General features: G+C 59.6%; 21 protein-coding genes and 1 tRNA gene. 11 read left to right on the top strand and 11 right to left on the bottom strand.

The window, feature by feature from the left end:
- Nucleotides 1–106 precede the first annotated feature (106 nt).
- Together BUE16_RS11355 and BUE16_RS11350 are read right to left on the bottom strand one after the other, a co-directional pair.
- Nucleotides 107–190 (bottom strand) — tRNA-Leu (locus tag BUE16_RS11355).
- An 86-nt stretch (nucleotides 191–276) separates the two neighbouring features.
- Nucleotides 277–558 carry a hypothetical protein gene (locus BUE16_RS11350; protein WP_143165425.1) on the bottom strand — a complete coding sequence of 94 codons (282 nt, stop codon included), beginning with the start codon at nucleotides 556–558 and terminating at the stop codon, nucleotides 277–279.
- A gap of 120 nt (nucleotides 559–678) precedes the next feature.
- On the opposite strand from BUE16_RS11350, the gene BUE16_RS11345 reads away from it, so the two are divergent.
- The 3 genes from BUE16_RS11345 to BUE16_RS11335 all read left to right on the top strand — a co-directional run bounded on the left by BUE16_RS11345 (nucleotide 679) and on the right by BUE16_RS11335 (nucleotide 3,326).
- Complete coding sequence (locus BUE16_RS11345) at nucleotides 679–1,164, top strand: DUF309 domain-containing protein (RefSeq protein WP_073309753.1); 486 nt, start codon at nucleotides 679–681, stop codon at nucleotides 1,162–1,164.
- An 87-nt stretch (nucleotides 1,165–1,251) separates the two neighbouring features.
- Nucleotides 1,252–2,388, top strand: coding sequence for a M42 family metallopeptidase (locus BUE16_RS11340; protein WP_073309751.1), 1,137 nt, complete (start codon nucleotides 1,252–1,254; stop codon nucleotides 2,386–2,388).
- 53 nt (nucleotides 2,389–2,441) lie between these two features.
- Entirely contained in the window at nucleotides 2,442–3,326 is an 885-nt protein-coding gene (locus BUE16_RS11335; RefSeq protein ID WP_073309749.1) for a M14 family metallopeptidase, read from the top strand.
- Nucleotides 3,327–3,371: 45 nt separating this feature from the next.
- Here the strand turns inward: BUE16_RS11335 and BUE16_RS11330 are convergent, their stop codons facing one another.
- Nucleotides 3,372–3,647 (bottom strand): hypothetical protein, encoded by a 276-nt coding sequence (locus BUE16_RS11330; RefSeq protein ID WP_073309747.1) that lies wholly within the window; start codon nucleotides 3,645–3,647, stop codon nucleotides 3,372–3,374.
- A gap of 161 nt (nucleotides 3,648–3,808) precedes the next feature.
- On the opposite strand from BUE16_RS11330, the gene BUE16_RS11325 reads away from it, so the two are divergent.
- Complete coding sequence (locus BUE16_RS11325) at nucleotides 3,809–4,873, top strand: zinc-binding metallopeptidase family protein (protein WP_073309744.1); 1,065 nt, start codon at nucleotides 3,809–3,811, stop codon at nucleotides 4,871–4,873.
- 18 nt (nucleotides 4,874–4,891) lie between these two features.
- Here BUE16_RS11325 and BUE16_RS16980 read toward each other — a convergent pair whose 3' ends face one another.
- The 3 genes from BUE16_RS16980 to BUE16_RS11315 all read right to left on the bottom strand — a co-directional run bounded on the left by BUE16_RS16980 (nucleotide 4,892) and on the right by BUE16_RS11315 (nucleotide 7,159).
- Nucleotides 4,892–5,056, bottom strand: coding sequence for a hypothetical protein (locus BUE16_RS16980; RefSeq protein ID WP_200778424.1), 165 nt, complete (start codon nucleotides 5,054–5,056; stop codon nucleotides 4,892–4,894).
- Nucleotides 5,057–5,145: 89 nt separating this feature from the next.
- A complete protein-coding gene (trmB, locus tag BUE16_RS11320; RefSeq protein ID WP_073309742.1) occupies nucleotides 5,146–6,183 on the bottom strand; it encodes an HTH-type sugar sensing transcriptional regulator TrmB in 1,038 nt (345 codons plus the stop codon).
- A 106-nt stretch (nucleotides 6,184–6,289) separates the two neighbouring features.
- A complete protein-coding gene (locus tag BUE16_RS11315; protein WP_073309739.1) occupies nucleotides 6,290–7,159 on the bottom strand; it encodes a proteasome assembly chaperone family protein in 870 nt (289 codons plus the stop codon).
- 125 nt (nucleotides 7,160–7,284) lie between these two features.
- On the opposite strand from BUE16_RS11315, the gene BUE16_RS11310 reads away from it, so the two are divergent.
- Nucleotides 7,285–8,388: a mechanosensitive ion channel family protein gene (locus BUE16_RS11310; RefSeq protein WP_073309737.1), complete on the top strand. Its 1,104-nt coding sequence runs from the start codon at nucleotides 7,285–7,287 to the stop codon at nucleotides 8,386–8,388.
- Between the two features lie 27 nt (nucleotides 8,389–8,415).
- Here the strand turns inward: BUE16_RS11310 and BUE16_RS11305 are convergent, their stop codons facing one another.
- The gene (locus BUE16_RS11305; protein ID WP_073309735.1) at nucleotides 8,416–8,631 is read right to left on the bottom strand and encodes a dodecin; all 216 of its coding nucleotides are present in this window, start codon (nucleotides 8,629–8,631) and stop codon (nucleotides 8,416–8,418) included.
- Nucleotides 8,632–9,037: 406 nt separating this feature from the next.
- On the opposite strand from BUE16_RS11305, the gene BUE16_RS11300 reads away from it, so the two are divergent.
- Nucleotides 9,038–9,334, top strand: coding sequence for a hypothetical protein (locus BUE16_RS11300; protein ID WP_073309733.1), 297 nt, complete (start codon nucleotides 9,038–9,040; stop codon nucleotides 9,332–9,334).
- A gap of 921 nt (nucleotides 9,335–10,255) precedes the next feature.
- On the opposite strand, the gene BUE16_RS11295 is transcribed toward BUE16_RS11300, so the two are convergent.
- Both BUE16_RS11295 and BUE16_RS16415 read right to left on the bottom strand, forming a co-directional pair.
- Entirely contained in the window at nucleotides 10,256–10,735 is a 480-nt protein-coding gene (locus tag BUE16_RS11295) for a tyrosine-type recombinase/integrase (RefSeq protein ID WP_394327442.1), read from the bottom strand.
- 289 nt (nucleotides 10,736–11,024) lie between these two features.
- Nucleotides 11,025–11,291, bottom strand: coding sequence for a hypothetical protein (locus BUE16_RS16415; RefSeq protein WP_143165424.1), 267 nt, complete (start codon nucleotides 11,289–11,291; stop codon nucleotides 11,025–11,027).
- Between the two features lie 182 nt (nucleotides 11,292–11,473).
- Between BUE16_RS16415 and BUE16_RS11290 the strand changes: the two genes are divergently transcribed.
- The 5 genes from BUE16_RS11290 to BUE16_RS16410 all read left to right on the top strand — a co-directional run bounded on the left by BUE16_RS11290 (nucleotide 11,474) and on the right by BUE16_RS16410 (nucleotide 18,920).
- Nucleotides 11,474–13,063 carry a type I restriction-modification system subunit M gene (locus tag BUE16_RS11290; protein WP_073309729.1) on the top strand — a complete coding sequence of 530 codons (1,590 nt, stop codon included), beginning with the start codon at nucleotides 11,474–11,476 and terminating at the stop codon, nucleotides 13,061–13,063.
- Entirely contained in the window at nucleotides 13,060–14,364 is a 1,305-nt protein-coding gene (locus BUE16_RS11285; RefSeq protein WP_073309727.1) for a restriction endonuclease subunit S, read from the top strand. The genes BUE16_RS11290 and BUE16_RS11285 overlap by 4 nt, the downstream gene beginning before the upstream one ends.
- A gap of 3 nt (nucleotides 14,365–14,367) precedes the next feature.
- Entirely contained in the window at nucleotides 14,368–17,340 is a 2,973-nt protein-coding gene (locus BUE16_RS11280; RefSeq protein WP_073309725.1) for a type I restriction endonuclease subunit R, read from the top strand.
- The gene (locus BUE16_RS11275; protein ID WP_073309723.1) at nucleotides 17,337–18,053 is read left to right on the top strand and encodes a M48 family metallopeptidase; all 717 of its coding nucleotides are present in this window, start codon (nucleotides 17,337–17,339) and stop codon (nucleotides 18,051–18,053) included. The genes BUE16_RS11280 and BUE16_RS11275 overlap by 4 nt, the downstream gene beginning before the upstream one ends.
- Before the next feature lie 210 nt (nucleotides 18,054–18,263).
- Nucleotides 18,264–18,920, top strand: a complete 657-nt coding sequence (locus BUE16_RS16410) for a hypothetical protein (RefSeq protein WP_143165423.1) — start codon at nucleotides 18,264–18,266, stop codon at nucleotides 18,918–18,920.
- An 806-nt stretch (nucleotides 18,921–19,726) separates the two neighbouring features.
- Here the strand turns inward: BUE16_RS16410 and BUE16_RS16405 are convergent.
- Nucleotides 19,727–19,957, bottom strand: a complete 231-nt coding sequence (locus tag BUE16_RS16405) for a hypothetical protein (protein WP_073309722.1) — start codon at nucleotides 19,955–19,957, stop codon at nucleotides 19,727–19,729.
- Between the two features lie 72 nt (nucleotides 19,958–20,029).
- Nucleotides 20,030–20,302, bottom strand: coding sequence for a hypothetical protein (locus tag BUE16_RS11265; RefSeq protein WP_073309720.1), 273 nt, complete (start codon nucleotides 20,300–20,302; stop codon nucleotides 20,030–20,032).
- Nucleotides 20,303–20,537: the final 235 nt, after the last annotated feature.

The following is a 20,537-nucleotide window of genomic DNA, read 5'->3' as shown; positions in this document are numbered from 1 at the left end:
AGCGATGCGAGGGAAGAGATTTGAACCACGGTCGCAGCGAGTTGCTCCCTGCTTCAAATCCTTCCTCGTGTGCATCTCGCTCGGTCCCCGAGGGACCTCGCTGCGATGCGAGGGAAGGGATTTGAACCCTTGGACCTCTACAGGAGCGGATCTTGAGTCCGCCGCCGTTTCCAGGCTTGGCTACCCTCGCACGCGGATCAGAGGACGGTATCCCAGTGGGTTAATGCTCCGATTTTCGACGGTCGTCGGGGCGTTCTCCGGAGCGCCGTCGACGCCTCACTGGCCGCGCCGGGGTGCGCTCCCGGCCTGCTGCAGTGACATGTACAACACGGTGCTGAACGAGCCCATCAACAGGCCGAACTCGACCCTGTCCGGAGTCCCGCCGTCGCCCGAGAGGAACAACAGGAAACTCGCCGCCGCGGCGGCGAGCGCGACCGCGTACAACACGGCCGGGCGCGCACCCGGGTCGCTCACGACGCTCCACGTCCGGACGAGGTCGCGTCGGCTCCGCCGGCCGACCGCCCGGACCACAGCCACCACTCGTCGCAGTAGTGCCATCGGCTATCGACGCTTCGGCGGCGACGACAGTAAAACCGTTCGCCGGTTCCCGACGGCCGCTCGCAGAGAGCCCCCGTCGCTGGCGATGGTGTTAGGCCGGTCGCGTGCGGACGCGTCGATATGGACGACCACACGCGCGACCTGAGCGTCGCGCCGCCGCTCGGCGACCCGACCGGGTGGCGCGCCGACGAGCGCGTCTGGGAGCACGCTACGCTCCGCCGGGCCACCGAACACGGCGTCCGGCTGTTCAACGCCGGCGACTACCACGAGTCACACGACTGCTTCGAAGACGAGTGGTACAACTACGGCGGCGGCTCCGTCGAGAGCGCCTTCCTCCACGGGATGGTGCAGGTCGCCGCGGGCGCGTACAAGCATGTCGACTTCGAGGACGACGGCGGCATGCGCAGCCTCTTTGAGACCGCGCTGCAGTACCTCCGCGGCATTCCGGGCGACTTCTACGGCGTGAACGTCGACGACGTGCGCGAGACGCTCCGACTCGCGCTCGAGGACCCCGCCGTACTCGACAGCTGGCGGATCGAACTCGACGGCCAGCGGGTGACCGCATACGAGGCGGATTACGAGTACGTCGAGTCGCTGGAGCACTGATCGGGCGCTGCGGTCACGTCACACGTCGTGACCGGCCCGGACCGCCGCGATCCCCGCGTTTTTCGCTTCGCGGACGGATCGGCGACCATGGACGGATTCGACCTTCTCTGCGGACTCACCGAGTCTCACGGCCCCGTCGGCCACGAGACGGAACCGCGCGAACTCGTCGTCCGCGAGCTTCAGCGCACCGCCGACCGCGTCCGGACCGACGCGATGGGAACCGTCGTCGGCACCCTCGAGGGCGACGACGACGCGCCGGAGCTACTCATCGCCGCGCACATGGACGAGATCGGGTTCATCGTGCGCCACGTCGACGAAGAGGGCATCCTCCACGTCAGTTCACTCGGCGGCTGGAACCCGGAGATCCTGCGCTCCGCGCGCGTCCGGATCCACGCGACCGGCGGCGACGGGAGTGAGGGCGAGCGACGCGAGCCCTCGGAGCGAACGGGGAGCGAAGCGACCCGTGGGGGTCCAGTCGACGGCGTCATCGGTGCGATTCCGGCTCACGTCCGTGACACCGAGACCGAGCAGAACATCGATGACGTTGCGATCGACGTGGGTCTCGACGCCGAGGCGGCGCGCGAACGCATCTCCGTCGGCGACACGGTGACGATGCGCGCGCCGACCGAGCGCATGGGCGAGTGCGTGAGCCGAAAGGCGCTCGACGACCGCGCGGGCGTGTGGGCGGTGCTGCGGGCGGCCGAGCGAGCCGACCCCGACGCGACGGTCCACTACGTCGCGACCACCCAGGAGGAGGTCGGCCTCCGCGGGGCAGAGGCGGTCGGCGTCGACCTCGATCCGGACGTCGCCCTCGCGGTCGACGGGACGCTCGAACGGAGCGTCCCAGGCATCGACGCGGCCGACCGCGTAACGACGCTCGGCGCCGGCGTCGCGGTCAAGCGCACGGACGCGACGGTCGTGTCGACGCCCGCGGTCGCCGACCGGCTGGAGGCGCTGGCCGACGATCGCGGCGTCCCGTTCCAGCGCGAGGTCGCCGCGAACATCGGCACCGACGCGGGCGCGCTCCAGACGGCCGTGGGGTCGACGCCGGTCGGCGCCGTCTCGATCCCGGTCCGGTACCATCACTCGACGGTCGAGACGGCCCACGTCGACGACCTTGCGGCGACCGTCGATCTGCTCGTCGCGGCCGCCGAGGCGGGCGCGGGGGGACTGGCACACGAGGGCGACGCGGTCGGAGAGCCGTCTCCACGGTCCGACCCCTGATGCGACGGTGCCGGAACCGCGCCGCTCAAATGCGTCCCCGTTCCAGTGTCGGTATGCAAGTCCACCAGCTCGGAGACGGCGTTCCCGAGGTGGCTGTCGTCGCTGGCATCCACGGCGACGAGCCGTGCGGCCCGCGGGCAGTCGGCCGGCTGCTCGCGGCCGCCCCCGACGTGGTGCGACCCGTGAAGCTGATCGTCGCGAACGAGGAGGCGCTAGAGGCGGGCGTTCGCTACACCGAGGAGGACCTGAACCGCGCGTTCCCCGGCGACCCGAACGGCGACACCCACGAAGCACAGCTCGCACACCACCTCATGAGCGAACTGGAGGGGTGCACGGTGCTCGCGCTCCACTCGACGCAGTCGACGGCCGAGCCGTTCGCCGTCGCCGAGACCGTCGACGAGATCGCCCGTGCCGTCGTGCCGCACCTGTCGGTGACGAAGCTCCTCGAAACGGAGGAGCTCGCGGAGGGACGGCTCATTCAGCACCCCCACACGATCGAGGTCGAGTGCGGGCTCCAGGGGAGCGACGAGGCCGCCGAAAACGGCTACCGGCTGGTCCGTGAGTTCCTCGCGGCGACGGGGTCGCTTCCGACGGCCTCGCCGGCGGCGCTGTCGCCCGAGCGCGCGGCTGACGGCGCGTTCGACGGGGGAGCAAACGCCGCATCCGACGGCGGGACGCCCGCAGGAACGGACGCCGAGTCGGCCATTGAGGTGTTCAAACTCATCGATCCGGTGCCGAAGCCGCCCGCAGGGGAGTACGAGGTGTTCGTCGAGAACTTCTCGGCGGTGCGCGCCGGCGAGCGGTTCGCCGCCGCCGACGGCGAGGAGTTCACCGCCGATACGTCGTTTTACCCCGCCCTGATGTCGCCGTACGGCTACGCCGACCTGTTCGGCTACGCCGCCAACCGCGTCGGCGTTCTCGACGAGCGACGCGCGTAGGCGGCGCGGGCCGAGCGCCGTGAGCGCCGCGGGCTGCGAGACGGCTCAGATCTCGTCGTCTAGTTCCTCCAGCTCCTCGATCGGGTCGAGATCGTCGCTCAGCAGCTTCCTGACGCCGACGCCGAGAATCACGAGCAGCGCAACCGCCGCGAGCGCGCCGCCGACCTTCCCGGCGTTCGATCCGGACGATTCGTCCTCGTCGGTGGCGTCGGCTGCGTCGAGGGCGTCGGCATCGTCGTCGCCCACAGCGGCACCGATCGAGGAGGGGCCGACGTCGATCCCGTCGTGAAAGTGCAACTCGAACAGTGTGATGTCTGCCATGCCAAAGCGATCGCCCGGCGACCTGTTATTGGTTTGGATCGTGGCGCTTCGTCACTGGGTGTCCCGTCGGCTGGGCGTGTCGCTCCGTGCGCGTGCCCGGCGGCGACGACGAAGGTCCGCGCGACCGGCGGGTTCATTTGTGCCCGCGCGCCCCTCTGGGTATGGAATCCGTTCGCAGAGCGTTCCTCGACGACCTGCTCACCACCCCGTCGCCGTCCGGCTTCGAGACCGACGGGCAGCGCGTCTGGGTCGAGTACGTGCGCCGGTTCGCGGACGACGTGTGGACCGACGCCTACGGCAACGCGGTCGCCGTCCACGAGGGCGGCGGCGACGGCCCGGAGATCGCCTTCGCGGGCCACGCCGACGAGATCGGCTTCATGATCCGGCGGATCACCGACGAGGGCTTCGTTCGGCTCACCCGCGTCGGCGGCTCCGACCGGACCGTCTCGAAGGGGCAACACGTCACTGTCCACGCCGCCGAGGGCCCCGTTCAGGGCGTGATCGGTCAGACGGCGATCCACCTCCGCGACCCCGAGAACGACGACATCGAGGATGTCTCCGAGCAGTTCGTCGATATCGGCGCCGACGACGAGGCAGCGGCCAGCGAGTTGGTAGAAGTCGGCGACCCCGTGACGTTCTCCTCGACGGTCCACGACCTCCACGGCGACCGGATCGCAGCCCGGGGGATGGACAACCGCGTCGGCACGTGGGCGGTCGCCGAGGGGCTCCGCCGGGCCGTCGATGCGGACGCCGACGCGACGGTGTACGCCGTCTCGACGGTCCAAGAGGAGATCGGTCTCAACGGCGCGGAGATGGTCGGCTTCGATCTGGACCCGGACGTGGCCGTCGCCGCCGACGTGACGCACGCGACGGATAACCCCGACATGACCGACGCCAACCGCGGCCCCGTCGAGCTGGGCGCCGGCCCCGTCGTCGCCCGCGGCTCGGCCAACCACCCGCGCGTCGTCGAGCTGGCCCGCCGAGCGGCTGACGCCGGCGGGATCGACTACCAGCTGCAGGCGGCGGGAATCCGGACGGGCACCGACGCGGACGCCTTCTTCACCAGCCGCGGCGGGACCCCGTCGCTGAACGTCGGCATCCCGAACCGCTACATGCACACCCCCGTCGAGGTGATCGACGCGGCCGATCTCGTCGCGGTCGCGGACCTGTTCGGCTCGATGGCCGCTCGCGCGCCCGAGTTCGTCCCGTTCGCGGTCGACATCTGAGCCGACCACTCGACCGACTCACAGCCGGTCCCACTCATAAAACCACCACGCCGCGCCGAGCAACAACAGTCCGGCGCCCAACGCCGAGGTCGCCGGCTCCGGGAACACGAACAGCAGGAAGCCGACGATCAGGACGGTCGACGGGGCGATATCGTCCGCCAGCGATGACCAGGAGAGTTCCATCGGTCGACACGTCTCCGGAAGGTCACTTGGTCGTTTCTGCCGGCGCCGCCCGCAGGGGCCACACTGAGGGGCGCGGGCGTCCCGTCCGATCAGCGCCGCCGGAGCTCGATTTCTTGCCCCTCGATGTCCTCGAAGGCGGCGACGAGGCCGCCGACGGTGACGCGCCCGCCGTCCGGGTCGTCGACAGTGAAGGAGGCGACCTGCTCGGAGGCGTCGTACTCGTAGTCGACCACGCTCCCCTCCACGCGGACCTCGTTGCCGGTCTCCACGTCGCGGCCGGTGACGACCGCCTCGAAGTCGCCGCTGACCTCGTGGATGTCCTTCACTGCACGGCGGATGGACGCGTAGGTCCGGGGGAACGGCCGCTTCTCGCCGTCGGTCGAGAGCGTCTCGGCGGTCGACCAGAGAACGGTCCCGAAGAACCCGCTCACGAGGAACCCTAGCGCCGAGCGGTTGAAGATGACGCCGTAGCGGTCGCGGTCGTCGCGGAGCGCGTCCTGGGTCGCGTACACCGAGTACTCGCCGTCGGCGACCGCGATGACGGGTGTGGTGATGCCGCGCCGGCTGCGCGCCTCGGTCGCGACCGCGTCGTAGTCGAATTCGGCGGGTGCGGGCGCCCGGGACGCCGGCGTGACGAGTAGCTCCACGGCGACGCCGTCCTCGATGCGCTGTTGCAGGATCTCGCGGAACCGGCGCAGCAGGTCGGGCGTCAGCGAGACGGCGAGTTCGTACTCGGCCGACTGGATCACCTCTTCGAGATACCGGAGTATCGTCGAGCGCGACTTCACCAGGGACACCGCCTCGGTGTCTCGCGTCGGCGCGGTGTAGCGCGCCTCCAGTTCGTCGACCATCTCCGACAGCGACGAGCGAATGTCCCCGAACGCCTCGTCGGGGTCGACCGCGACGATCTTCATCGGGCGCGACTCCCGAAGCTCCACCTGCCCGCGGTCTGAGAGGCTCCGCACGGTGTCGTACACGCGCGGCTGTGGGATATCCGTCTCCGTCGCGATCTCCGAAGCGGTGAGCTCGCCGTGCTCTAACACCGCGAGGTAGGCGTCGATCTCATACTCCCCGAGGTTGAAGCGCTCGCCGACCCGCTCCATCGTCGTCCTGAGGTCGTCGGTCATACCTCCCTGTTTGCACCCGCACCTAAGGGTTTTACTGAAATCCGAGTAGTACCCGTTTTCGAAAGCGCGTATTCGGGCGGTCGGAGACTGACGGGACTGTGCGGTGCTACATGTACATCCGGTCGGTCGGCTGTTCCTCATCGGCGTGCGCTTCGAGCCGCTCGGCGAGCGTGCGGTAGTACTGGCCGACCTGGGCGGCGAACTCCTCCAGCGGGGCGGTGTCGACCCCGAGGTCGTACACGTGGTCGACGGCGGCGACGAGCCGGACCGCCGCGTCGACGTCCGGGACCTGCGCGTGGACCGGCGTGACGAACACGCATCCCCCGAGGTCAGACTCCATCGCCCGCGCTATCAGCGCCGCGTTGGTCCCGTCGAGGAAGCCGTTCGTCATCGGACGCGCCCCGCCCGGCTCGCCATCGGGTACTGCGTCCGCCTCGGCGGTCGTCGGCTGTCCGCCGTGCTCCTCGTCGTCCCCGCTCGCGGCAGGCGAGCCACTGTCAGGCGCCGACGACACCGGCGCCGCGTCAGGGTCGTGATCGGGAAAGTGCAGCTCCCGGTAGTCGTCGCTGGCGACGTAGAACGCGCGGTGTTCGGTGGGACCGTGCGGGAACGGCGCCCCGGAGAGGACAGCGATCTCTTCGACGGCAGCCTCCTCGGTCCAGCCGAGGATCGCGCGAGAGAACGGCTCGGCCAGCCCGTACGGAACGAACAGCTCGCCCACGAGCACCGTCACATCGAGGTCGTCGCGCGAGAACAGCCGCGTCGGATAGCGCGGTCGACCGTTCTCGAACGGCGTGATCGTCGGCAGCCCCTCGGCGCGAATGTGGCCCGTCTGTTCGAGTTCGAGGTGGTCGACGAGGTAATCGGCCGCGGTCAAGCCGGCCAGTCCGAACTGCGAAAAGCCAGCGATGACGGCGCTGGCGGGTTCGTCCACGGTCGTCACGTGGAAGGTCGTCCCCTCGGCGAACGCGCTCATGTCGCTGGATACGGCCGACACCGTGTTAGCAGTGTCGAGCGCTTCCCCCTTGCGGGTGCGGGACCGTCGCGCCCGCCGAGCGCGTGAGGGGAACGCTTTTTCGGACCGCCGCCGACGCCCGCGGTATGCAGACGGGGACAACGGGACCGCCGGTCGTCCAGTCGCTGCCCGCGGCGCCCGCGCAGATCGGCGGGAACCTGTTGAGCCGCATCGCCGCCAGCTACGAGGCGTTGCTGGCGGTTCCCGGCGTCCAGATCGTGGTCGTCCTCCTGTTTCTCCTCGTGGGGGTGGTCGTCGCGACCTACGTTGTCCGCCTGTTCGCGCGGCCGATCGCACGGCGGTTCGCCCGCGAGTCGGTCGCGCAGGTCGTGCTCCGGGGCGTTCGCTCGGGCGTCGTCCTCCTGTTCGGGTTCGCCGGCCTCAACGCTGCGGGCGTCGAGATCGGGAGCATCGTCCTCTCGGTCGGCGTGTTCTCGGCGGTCGTGGGTATCATCCTCGCGCCGATCGTCGGCTCGATCATCAGCGGCGTGTTCGTGCTCGCAGACCAACCGTTCGAGATCGGCGACATGGTCGAACTTCCCGACGGAACACGCGGGTTCGTGGAGGCGATCACGCTGCGGTACACGAAGGTATTCACCGTCAACAACACCTTCGAGGTGATCCCCAACTCCTACATCCGCGATCACCGCGTGACGAACCTCTCGGCCGAGGACGAACGCACGCGGCTCTCGCTGTCGACGGTCGTGACCTACGAGTCCGACATCGCCCGCGCGCGGAGCCTGATCGAGCGCGCGGCCGCCACCTGCGAGACGGTCATCGAGGGCGGACCGGACATCCGGATCGGCGTCGCGCGCTACCCCGCGAGACCGACCTGCTACATCGACGCATACGGAGACCACGGGGTCGAACTCACGCTGCGCTACTGGGCGAAGAACCCGTACAAGCCGCTCACCGTTCGGTCACAGGTCCAGACTGCAGTCTGGGAGATCCTCGAAGAAGACGGCTCCATCGACGTGGAGTTCGCGTACCCACACAGCCACCTCGTGTTCGATGACACCAGCGGCGTTGCGCAGGTGACGATGCGGGACGGCACCGACACAGACGGGGACCGCTCGGCGCCGGCGACGCCCGGCAAACGACCCGACGGCGGCGACGCTGGCGATGTCGACGCTCGCGGCGACAAGTCCGACGGGGAGGAAGGGGCCGACGCGACGACCGAGACGGCGTGAACGACTCGGGCGCCGCCCGCCCGACGGTCACTCCTGTTGTTCTGCCCGCTGCAACTCGAACGCCACCTCGACTTCCGCTTGGTACTCTCGCCCCTCGACGGCGGCGACCTCGACGCCGAATTCGGTCACCTCGACCCAATGGACCTCGTCGAGCGTCTCTTCCGCGCGGTCGATCGCGTCGTCAGTCGCCTCGTCGAACCCCTCAGTGCTCCGGCCGACGAGCGTGATCTTCTTGAATACCACTCGTCTGTTACCACGTTGTTACAACAGATTGCAGGCTGTCGTACCCTGTGTTTAGTGTTGACATTGCACGCTTCTAGTCGCCGTGTCGTCTAATAAAAATGAGTGCTACTGGTCTTAGGCTCGTTCAATAATTACCAACAGTGTCACGAATTACTCGTCACCTTTTTCGAAGTCGTCGCAGTTGTCGAGGTGTAACAACAAATCGCTCTTAGCCACGTCTCCGTAGGAGTATTTTGACTGACAGCCTCTACACCTCCAAAATCCAGGGTCGTCTTCACATTCGATGAACTGTTCTCGGATTTTTTCTTCTACATTTTTCATACATAAAAGAATGTATTAGAATCCTAAGGGAACTGTGCTGAAATCTAGTCAGTCGTACTTATCCTAATCGTGTGTATTGTGTTCCATGTCGCAGCAGGATTCAGACCCCGATGAAATCGACATGGAGCAACTCTCAGATGAAGCCGTAGAGGAAATTACCAACAGGGTGAGCCGAGAACTGGAGTCGAGGGACAAAGAGCGCGTATCGGCTTCGTTGGGAATGTTCTCGATGCGTATCGACAGCCATGAGTCGCTTACAGAAACCGTAGAAGCGTTTGAGCGTATCTGGGAAGGGCGAATCGAAGAGATGGAACAGTCGAAGCAGGACACGCTGCGTAACAAGCTGGACGAAGACAACTTCGTACTCTTCGGAGGTCAGTGATGTCGGGTGAGCACTGTCAGCAGTGTGGCGAGCAGGTCGAAACTCACTGGCTGCATCAGAATCCTGACGCTGAACCTGCTCAATGCCCTGAGTGTGAAGGATGGGTTTGTGGTGAGTGCTATCCTGAGCTCCCGACGAAGAGCAAGGGTTGGCTCGGTGGTCGTACACTGAGATGGTGCCCCAATTGTAGAGAGCATCGTAATTTTTGATAGAGTGTTCGGGTGGGTCTTCTGGGGGCTGTTGGTAATTTTGGGGTTGGTTGGTGGCGCGCTCTGGCTCGCGTGGTGCCATATCTCGTTGTTTGCCCTACTCTCGCATGAGTTCACACACAAGACATGTGCGCGCGCCCTGGGTATCGAGTATACAGATTTAGGTTGGAACACATCTGGTACTGCGTATCAGCTGAGGCTCGATGAGAGGACCCCGTTGCAGTCGTTGGTGATTTGTTGTGCACCCGTCGCTTTGAGTATCCCATCCGGGCTGTTGCTCTCTTCTGCTGTAAGGTACTTCTCGTGGTCTCTCTCTGGTTTTCTATTGAGTCTGGCACTGCTGGTGTTTGGGTATGAACTCTCCTTGCACAGTCTACCTTCTCACGCTGACTGTCGCTGCGTAACTGATTCCCTGAGCTATTCTAATCCAATTTCTTCTATCATCGCTCTCGCCCTGGTCTCGCCTTTTCTAATCGCTAGTTTACCGGCGCGCTGGGGTCGCTCTTACATATTTTTCGCTGTTCGTCTCTGTTGGATGGGTCTGGTGTTTCTTTTATTTTATAGAGTGGTTTCGTAGTCAGTGGGGGTCCCTTGAGAGGTGTCGCTAAGGGGTTTAGCACTGTCAAAAACGTTAATCTGGTATGTGAATTGAGAGTGTCTAATCTACCAGAGAGTGTTAAATTGGCTTTGTGAAAACTGTAAATTTCAAAACTTAGCCGAGCATCCCGAGTGACTGCATCATCGAGGCAGCCATCTCGTCGCTTTCCCTGCCCAAGTAATTCTGTGTGAACACATCGCGCGAGTCCCATCCTCCCCATCTCATTATGAGGTCGACAGCGTGGTGCGAGTCGAGCGCGTAATAGGTCCGAGTCGCCCACGTACGCCGTAGGTCGTGTGCAGTCAAGTACTGCCAATCGTCGTTGTGTGTCTCTGCGAGGTCTTGCGCGATGTTTCGCACCCAACGCTGCACCGAGCCTTTGTGCACAGATATGAGCTCTTCATCAGCGTGCGCGCTTCTCACGTTCTTCAACATCTTCATACGCTGCACCAGTTCTGTAGAAACAGGAACTTCTCTCCAACCAGTTTTTCCACTTCGCACTCGAAGTTTGTACGCCGAATCTTCGCTGTCGAGTTCTCTTAGATTGTCTGTACAAACATGTTCCAATTCGTCGGCGCGCAGACCGTGTAGCATGGAACGGAGTGCGAGGTCTTTTTCAGGTTCTTCTTCGACTTGTTCAAGTAGTAGTGCTTCTTCACTAGGATTTAACCAGCATCTGAATCCATCTTTGCTAGGATATGGTTCTATTTGCATTGTAAATACTATGTTTGTTTTACTCTAGTATAAGATTAATCCCGACATTCGTTTGTCTGTGAGGACGTTTACCCCCACACTCACGGCTATAAAATTCGATTTAGACGACTCTATGGAACTAAACTGTGCAAGAATAGGTTATTCTCGGACAACAAATCCGAGTTGGAGCTTACAGCTTTATCGTTCGCTCGAATTCTGAGTCCTCAAATACGAGTGAGTCATTACGTTTGACGATACGACCCACTTCTCCCCTGCGATTTTCAACATCCAATTCACGACTCAGCTTCTTCGAAATGTCTCCAGGCATTTCATCTAACTTTTCAAACTTCGCAGAATAGCTAATTGTGCCTGACTCATCGTCCCACGGAGCTTCGTTTATTGAAACAATAATCCCTTCTCCGTCTGATTCCATGAGTTCTTCAATATCAATTCCCATACTGTTCAAATGTGGGAGCAAATAACATAAGTATATGCTTTTAATTATATTTCAGCCTCAATCAGCAGCTAGTCAAACAACACGGGCGCGACACCGTTCAAGAAAATGTAGAAGGGGTCCAACTGCTGGAGTCCACAATTGCACCAGAAAGAGATAAACGGCAGATAGCACATGGTGGCAGTATGGCTTCTAAAGACGAGAGCCTCCTCCAGTATACCGAGGCCGGGGAGACTCTCGAACTCGACACGCTGGAATCTCACCTCTGGGAGGCGGCGGATATTCTCCGTGGAAGTATCGACGCGGCGGACTACAAGAACTACATCTTCGGGCTGCTCTTCCTGAAGCGAATCAACGACCGATTCGAAGAGGAAACGTGGGAAATCGCCGAGGAACTCACCGGCGACGACGAGGAGCCGGACGAAGACCTTCTCGAACAGATTCGAGGCGACCGCGACCTCCACGAGGAGTTCTGGGTTCCCGAGCGTGCTCGCTGGGGACACATCGCCGCGCAGAGCAGCGACATCGGAGCGACGCTGAACAAGGCCCTCGAAGCGGTCGAGGACGAGAACGACGCCATCGCCGACCGCGTTCTCACCTCTGTCGACTTCAACGACAAGGACCGACTCTCGGACGCGACGCTGGAAGAGCTCGTCACGCACTTCTCGAAGCACCGCTACCGGAACGCGGACCTCGATGACCCCGATATCTTCGGGCGGGCGTACGAGTACCTCATTCGGCAGTTCGCCGACGACGCCGGCAAGAAGGGCGGAGAGTTCTACACGCCCCGCGAGGTCGTCCAGCTTCTCGTCGAGTGCGTTGACCCCGAGCCCGGCGACCGCGTGTACGACCCCGCCTGTGGGTCCGGTGGAATGCTCGTCTACTCCGCCCAGCACGTTGAGGACGAAGGTGGCAACCGAGACGATATCTCGCTCTACGGGCAGGAGAAGAATCTGAATACGTGGGCCATCGGTCAGATGAACGTTCTCCTGCACGAGCTGCAGGACGCGACTATCGCAAAGGGAGACACCATTACAGAGACGAAGTTCGTTACCGAGCATGACGAGCTGGAAGTGTTCGACCGCGTCGTCGCCAACCCCCCTTGGAACGACAAGAAGTGGGCGAAAGACTGGGTTCAGGAAAACGAGCCATATAATCGATTCCCCTATGGCCTCCCACCGTCGAACCGTGGCGATTGGGCGTGGATTCAGCTGATGGTCGCCTCATTGTCTGAGCAGGGAAAGGCCGGTATCGTCATGGACAACGGCACATTGTTCCGCTCACGGTCTGAAAAGAAGATTCGCAAACCGTTCCTTGAAGACGACCTTATCGAGGCGGTAATCGCTCTCCCGGAGAATTTGTTTTATAATACCTCCTCGCCGGGATGCCTCCTCATATTCAATAAGAATAAGCCAGAAGAACGCAAGAACAAGGTTCTATTCATATATGCAGAAGACCAGAAACTCCGGAAATCCGGGGCTCAGGTATTTGAAGAACTGTCGAGTCAAAACCAGTTGACCAGTGAGGGTGTTGAATACATCGCGGAGACGTTTCTGACAGGACGCGAGGAGCCACATCATAGTCGACTTGTTGAGATGGACGAAATTGCGGAGAACGACTGGAATCTCAACGTCCCTCGATACGTGGACACGACAGAACCAGAAGAGGAAATCAACGTCAGTGAGAAGCTAGCTGAGTTGGATAGACTCGCAGAGAAGCGTGAGAAGACAGAAGCAGAGTTGGCAGAATACATGGAAGAGCTGAATTATCGATGAAGGAGACACTGGGAACCACGGATAGCCCCGGTGGTTACCGAGAGGTAGAGTTCGGCCCGAAGACGCTTGTCGTCCCAAACGACTGGAGTGTAAGACAATTCGGTGAGGTGTTCCACAGAAGGAGTGAATCCATTAGCGATGAGGAAGGGGAGCCGGTCAAGTACATCGGGCTCAAACATATCAATAGTGGTGAATTAGATATTGCGGGCTATGACGAAGACGGTAGAGGCCGGAGCAGTTCACGCGTGTTCAGGGAAAGCGATGTACTGTTCGGTAAGCTCCGGCCAAACCTAAACAAGGCAGCGGTTGCCCCATTTGATGGAATTTGCTCTTCAGATATTATACCAATATACGCTGAAGACAGTACGCTAAACAACTACTTACCGTATCTGATGCACTCGAAGATTATTCGTGATAGAGTTGTCTCCACGATGGAAGGTACGAACCTCCCCCGAACCTCATGGGATGATTTGGAGTCCACGCCGGTTCCGATTCCACCCGAAGGTGAGCGACGCCGTATCGCGGACGTGCTCTCGACAGTGGAAAACGACATTCAAGAGGCGGACGAAGCGATTGAGCAGGCTAAGAAACTAAAATACGGATTAATGCAAGACCTTCTGATTAAGGGCATTAATCACGACACGTACGAGCAAAAGTATCTCGGGCCTCTGGAGCTCGAAGTCCCAGCCGAGTGGCGAAAGGCACGGCTGAGTGAAGTGAGTGAAATCATCACCCGGGGAAAACAGCCGACGTACGTTGAGGAGGGCGGTGTTCCCGTGCTAAATCAATCGTGTATATACTGGGACGGGTTTCATCTGGGGGCACTGAAGCGTCTTGATAGTGAGGTCGCGTCTGGTTGGAAGGACAAATACTGGGTGAAGAATGGTGACGTGCTAATCAACTCGACGGGAAAAGGAACTCTCGGTCGCGCATTGGAGTGGACCAAGGAGTCCGACACTCACGCGCTTGACTCACATATCACTCGTGTCCACCCTGATGAATCCGTGCTTGACCCAACGTACCTTCGATTCTATCTTGAGTCGAACCACGGCCAAAAGATGTTGTACGCGTTCTGTGTTGCCGGGTCCACTGGACAGATTGAACTTTCGAAAACGGACCTTCAGACGATGCCGATTCTCCTCCCACCAATTGACGAGCAGAGAGAAATCTCTGAAGCATTCTATCGTGCCAATAAACTGACTAACGTGGCGCAGGACGAGAAAAGCGAGCTTCAAGAACTCAAACAGGGGATTATGCAGGACCTCCTTACTGGGACTCGTCGACTCGAAGTAGAGACATAATCTATGAGCGACGAGTACACCGAGACCGAAGGGCCAGCACTCGAATCGCTTCAGACTCTTGGTTGGGAGATTTCCGACCAGCAAGACGCCAGCTGGCAAGACCCACGGGACACCAAGTCCTCGGCTGTACTCGAACCCCGGCTGGGTAATGCTGTCTCTCGTCTAAATCCGTTGCTTTCAGATAACAACCTGAATGCAGTCGTCCGTGAAATTCAGCAGGTTGCCGGGACGAGTCCGATGGACGAGAACGAGCAGATACACGAGAAGCTCGTTCGCCACACGTCAGTAAAACAGGACCGGGGTCACGGCACGAAACACCAGACGGTCAAGTACATTGACTTCGAGAACCCGGAGAACAACGACTTCTTCGCGCTCAGCCAGTTCGACGTAGCAGGCGACATCGAGATTATCAAGCCCGACATCACGCTCTTCGTCAATGGCATCCCGCTCGGTGTCATTGAGTGCAAGGCTCCAACTATCGCGGAACCGAAAAGCGAGGCTCTCGAACAGCTCCAACGATACCAGAACGAACGTACCGAGACCGGGAGCGAAGGGGCGACCGAGCTCTTCCGCTACAATCAGTTCTCGGTCGCGACGTGGTACGAAGGCGCGGTGATGGGAACGTACGGGACACCCAAGAGCCAGTACAAACCGTGGCGCGACACGTACCCGGCGGATGACGACGAGCTCGCCGAGCTCTTCGATATCGACTACGTGTCTCCACAGCATCGGATGCTCTACGCACTCTTCGAGCCTGAGCGTCTCCTCGACCAACTCCGTCACTTCACGGTCTTCGAGACCAAGCAGAGCGGGACCGTGAAGATGGTCGCTCGGTATCAGCAGTACCGAGCGGTTCAGAAGGCCTTGGAGCGTATTGACCATCGGAGCCGTCGGGAAGCACAGGGCGGAGTCGTCTGGCACACGCAGGGCTCTGGCAAGTCGCTCACGATGCTCTTTCTCGGGCTAAAGCTCCGCCGTGAGAAACCTGACCCGACACTGCTGCTCGTTACTGACCGAACGGCTCTCGACAGCCAGATACACGCCACGTTCCAGCGGTGCGGCTTCCCGAACCCGAAGCGGGCGCAGGACAAAGAGGACCTTCGTGAGAAACTGAGCAGCCACGCCGGGGAGACCATCACGACTCTCATCCAGAAGTTCCAGCTTGACGATGACGAGGAGGGTGACTTCCCGGTCCTCTCCAGTGATGACGACATCTTCGTGATGGTCGACGAGGCCCACCGGACGCAGTACGCGACGCTCGCGAACAATATGCGGACCGCACTCCCCAACGCCTACTACATCGGGTTCACGGGGACACCTATCGAGAAAGAGGAACGCGACACCCGTCGGGCGTTCGGGAACTACATCGACACGTACACCATCGACCAGTCGCTCGACGACGACACCACGGTCGAAATCCTCTATCAGGGCCGCCTCGCGGACATCCACCTCGAAGGAGCGAATCTCGACCGCATCTTCGACCGCGTGTTCGCCGACTACTCCGACGAGGAGAAGGCAGAAATCAAGAAGCGGTATGCCCGCGAGCAGGACCTTGCCGAAGCTGAGACACGTGTCGAGGAAGTCGCTCTCGACATCATCGAGCACTACGAGGACGAAATCGCCGACCAGTTCAAGGGGATGGTCGTCACGACCAGCAAGGAGGCCGCCGTCCGCTACAAGAAGAAGCTCGACGAGCTGAACGGCCCTGAATCGCGGGTCGTCATCTCGAAGGGTCACAACGACCCGGAGCACATCAAGGAGTGGACGCCGACGGACAGCGAGATTTCGGAGTACAAGGACTCGTTCGTCGACCCAGAGGGTGAGGTCGAACTGCTCGTTGTCTGTGATATGCTCCTCACGGGGTTCGACGCACCGGTGGCGCAGGTGATGTACCTCGACAAACCGCTGAAAGAGCATAGTCTTCTACAAGCTATCGCCCGTGTCAATCGGCCGTTCCCGGAGAAAAATCACGGCCTCATCGTCGACTACTACGGTGTCTCTGACGACCTCCGCGAGGCGTTGGCGATGTTTAGCGAGGACGACGTGAAGCACGCGATGGTCCCGCTGGAGGACAAGAAGCCTGAGCTCGAAGCTGCCCATCGGAAGGCGAAGTCGTTCTTCGACGACCTCGACGATATGGAGGCGTGTCTGCAGACGCTCGAAGACGAGGACACGCGTATCGAGTTCAAGAACGCCTACAAGCGGTTCTCCAAGCTGATGGACATCGTGCTGCCTAATCCGATGGCGAACCCATACAAGGGCGACCTCGACCGCCTGAGCGAGATTTACGCGAGGGCGAAGCAACGCTATCGTGACGACTCGATGAATCTGGAGGGCACCGGCGAGAAGGTGCGCGAGCTCATCCAGAAGCACATCCGCTCGAAGGGCATCGACGTACTCAACGACGACCCGGTGTCGATAATGGAGGGCGACGAGTTCGATGCTGAACTTGAAGGCCTAGAGAGCGACGAAGCCCGTGCGAGCGAGATGCAACACGCAATCAAGCACGAGATATCCGTCCGGTACGACGAGGACCCCGTTCAGTACGAGTCGTTACAGGAGCGCGTTGAGGAACTCATTGAGAAGTACAAACAGAAACGGCTGAACGACCGCGAAATCATCGAAGAGCTTCGTGAGGTACTTGATGAGATGCGGACACGCGACCAGCAGGCCAAGGCGAAGGGTCTGGAGGACGCCACCGAACTGTCGTTCTACCACGCGCTCGAAGAGGTCCTTCTCACTGAGGACCACGACACCGACCAGCAGGAACTCGTCGAGTTGACGGGCGATATCATTGCCGAGGTGGAGGATGTCGCCGATGTGGTCGAATGGCAGGAGAAGGTCACTGTCCAACAAAAGCTCCGGAAGCGGGTGAAGCTGCGACTGATGAAGGCCGACATACAGATGTCGGGGGAGGAGCGAACCGAGCTCACGAACCGCATCGTCGAACTGGCGCGTGCCCACTACCAGCCATGAGAGAGTATCATATCGGGCAGACGGTGGTCCCGTATGAAGTCGAGTGGAGCCCGGACCGCTCGACTATCGGACTCTCGATGGACTCCTCGATGGAGCTCGTAGTCCGTGCGCCCGTGGAGGCTTCCATTGAGGACGTGGGAGACGTGTTGGAGGAGAAGAAGCAGTGGATACTGGAGACCCTCTACGGCCTCGCCGAGCAGGAAGACCCACCTCTCGACAAGGAGTACCTGAGTGGGGAGAAGCTCCTCTACAACGGGCGGCGGTATCGGCTCAAAGTGTATGAAGACGACGTGCCGGAGCCGAAACTCGACTTCGATGGAACGCGGTTTGAGCTCCGGGTTCCGAACGACTCGCCGGTCAGCGTCAGGCGCAAACGCCAAGCGGTCACTGACTGGTACGTAGAGAAAGCGACTGAAACACTCCCCTCACGTGCAGACCGGTATATCGACAAGTTAGGACTAGCCGACGTAGACATCAGGGTACAGGCACTCCAGCGCCGATGGGGTGAGTATCGACCGGGAGAAGTGGTGCTTCACTGGCGTCTCATACTTGCCCCTCGGAAAATACAGGACTACGTCGTCGCCCACGAACTCGCCCATTTCAGGCACGAAGAACACTCTGACGCGTTCTGGAACACGGTCGGTACGCTCGTCCCGGATTATCGCGACAGGCGAGAGTGGCTTCGGGTGAATGGCAACACGCTTGCTGTCTAATTTCTGACTATAGTGGCAGAAACATACCCAAAGTTTCGATGGCGAACGTTGGAGTTCCTTCCGACGATGAAATAGTTCTAGGTGCTGAGTGTCACAAAGGAGAACATATTCTTGAATCAGTAGTCTATCCTGCTTATTTTGGGTTCTTGTTTGTCTGCGCTACTCAGAAAACACTTAAATTTATATTACACTATTTACTATCATTAATTGATGAATTCGATAGAATACATCTATGACGAGCTGAATAGTACGGGTATATCTGAGAGCGGTTGGCTAATTAACGAGCCAAAATCTGAAAGTGACCGGATAGTACTGTGTGGTATGTCAAGCGATTCGGCTTTCCAAATTCGGATTATCGCTCAGGATTCTGGGGGTATTGTTGTGGAGGGCTCAGAGGGTTCTTACGGGCATTACGGTTTCGTCGACGGCCCGAGTCTGGTTCAGGAACATACGGATTCGCCAGAGGAAGCTTTCAGAACTGCCATGTCTGTTATGTCCGAAATAGAATCAGAGCGGCCACCATATTCCCTCCAACAGACAATAAAAATGCTGAGCGATTGTGGTGCATCTCTAATCACAGTTTACCCAATTTCAGATAGTATCTTACTCGGGACTATCCATACATCAAAGCCACAAAATGAACTCTTACAATTTTCTCAGGAATTGGATGTCGTGGAGATATGTGGAAATGCAATTGACGCTGACTGGTCTGTGACTAATGATTTGAGCCCCGCCCTGAATGCGATTGTCTGCTATAATCCCACCTCAATTGAGGCAGGTCCAGGTCGTATAACGGCGAAAGTCGGGGCTGAGAAGGTAACTCAAATGTATACAGGAAATCAAAGCGTTAGCCCGGTCGACATGTGACGAGGTAGAATTGCTGAACATGCTGAATGAGTTCTGATTGCCGAGTATTTACGCCCATGCTGATGGTTGCTTGGCATCTGGCATGCTGCCGAACGACTCTTGGGTATTAAGACAGATTCACGCTCCGTTGTCGGTACGAGTTCAAGAATATGTTTCTCGGTAGAAATTTCAATGGTGCCAAGCTACTCTTTTTCAACATCCTGCATAATGTTGTGAGCAGTATGTAACGCCAGCCAAAGGTCTGCGTGGTCGTGCGTCTGCGTAGTACTCTCAGTGTGGTCGTGTAGAGTGACTGTCCACTGGCCACCGACTCCTCCCACAACCACTCCTGCATCGACCTCTTCGGGAGGTACTGCTCTTCTGTGGGTGAACACGATACGTACGAATTCAGAATCCTCGCTAATGCGTTCGAGATGCCACGATTTCTCTTTGGGGTTGTACGAGTCACGCGCCGGAGGAAAAGCGAGTACAGACGATGCTACGAGCTTGTGTAAGGTGCGTCTGGTCAGTTCCATGCAGACATATCTACGTAGACAAGTCTACATGAACGACTGACTAGATTTGCAAAAATAAACGGAGAATAGAACTAGGCTTCAGCGTCCCACCAGAAGACCCCCGAATTGTGTTCGAGGGCCAACCGAGCGCGAGTATCCTCACTCGGCTCTGAGGGTCCTGAATCGCCGGATGCGAGTTGGTCTAAGCGCCGTGCAATCTCATCGAGTTCTTCCTGGTTTATGTGTGCCACCATACCCAACAATAACCACCGCTCCCTTATATACTTTCAGGTACAATAGACGCGAAAATAACTAAGAAGATTTCTTAACCAACCAAGTAGCGCATCGGGACTTCGACCACGCTTCCAATTCGACTTCTTGAGACTCCCAATCAATTTGACCAATCTCTGCTCCCACTTTGTGAGGACTCATCCCGAGTTCAGAACCGATATATTTACTTCGCGTAAAGAACTCGCCTTCACGGTCGAGTTTATTGATTAAATACTGTACTATCTCTCGTCTATCTGCTTCGGTACCAACCATATGTTAGAATACGAACTAAAACAACTAAAATGTTTGCGAGGTCTGTAGTGGAATTCATATACAGTATCGAAATCAGTAATCCCTCTCCTTGACATCAGCCCAATCAAACTCATCCACGTTCTGTTCGAGCAACCCAACATCGAACCTGTCACACCTGTTTAGAACGCCGTCTTTGATGCTCCCTAGAGCGTAAGGGTGTGTCCCCTGTTCGTCCCGAGCGCGCTGCTTGTAGGCATTGTGAGAGTCCAAGAGGTCAATATCAGCAACATCGTATTCAACAACGAATTTGCGTAGGATAGGGAAGACCTCGGAGAACTTGAGTCGAATCTCATCTCCATCACCCATTGTCCTCCAGCCTTGTTCTGAACCTATGAACCCTTGCTGTCGTGCTCTTGCGAACAACGTGAAGAATTCATCTAAGTGAGAAATTCGTTGACTGGAACCCATCGAGTTAACGACATCATCCCACGAATTTCTCCATTCATCGTCGGTCGGAGTATCTACAGTAAGTCCAGTGACCGGCAGCGCCACCGATTACGACACCCTCACTGAATTCGATATCGGGTATAGCAGTGCGCTT

Source organism: Halobaculum gomorrense (genome assembly GCF_900129775.1).
Taxonomy (GTDB): Archaea; Halobacteriota; Halobacteria; order Halobacteriales; family Haloferacaceae; genus Halobaculum; species Halobaculum gomorrense.
The sequence above is the reverse complement of the archived record's forward strand: the minus strand, read 5'-3'. Positions and strand labels throughout refer to the sequence as shown.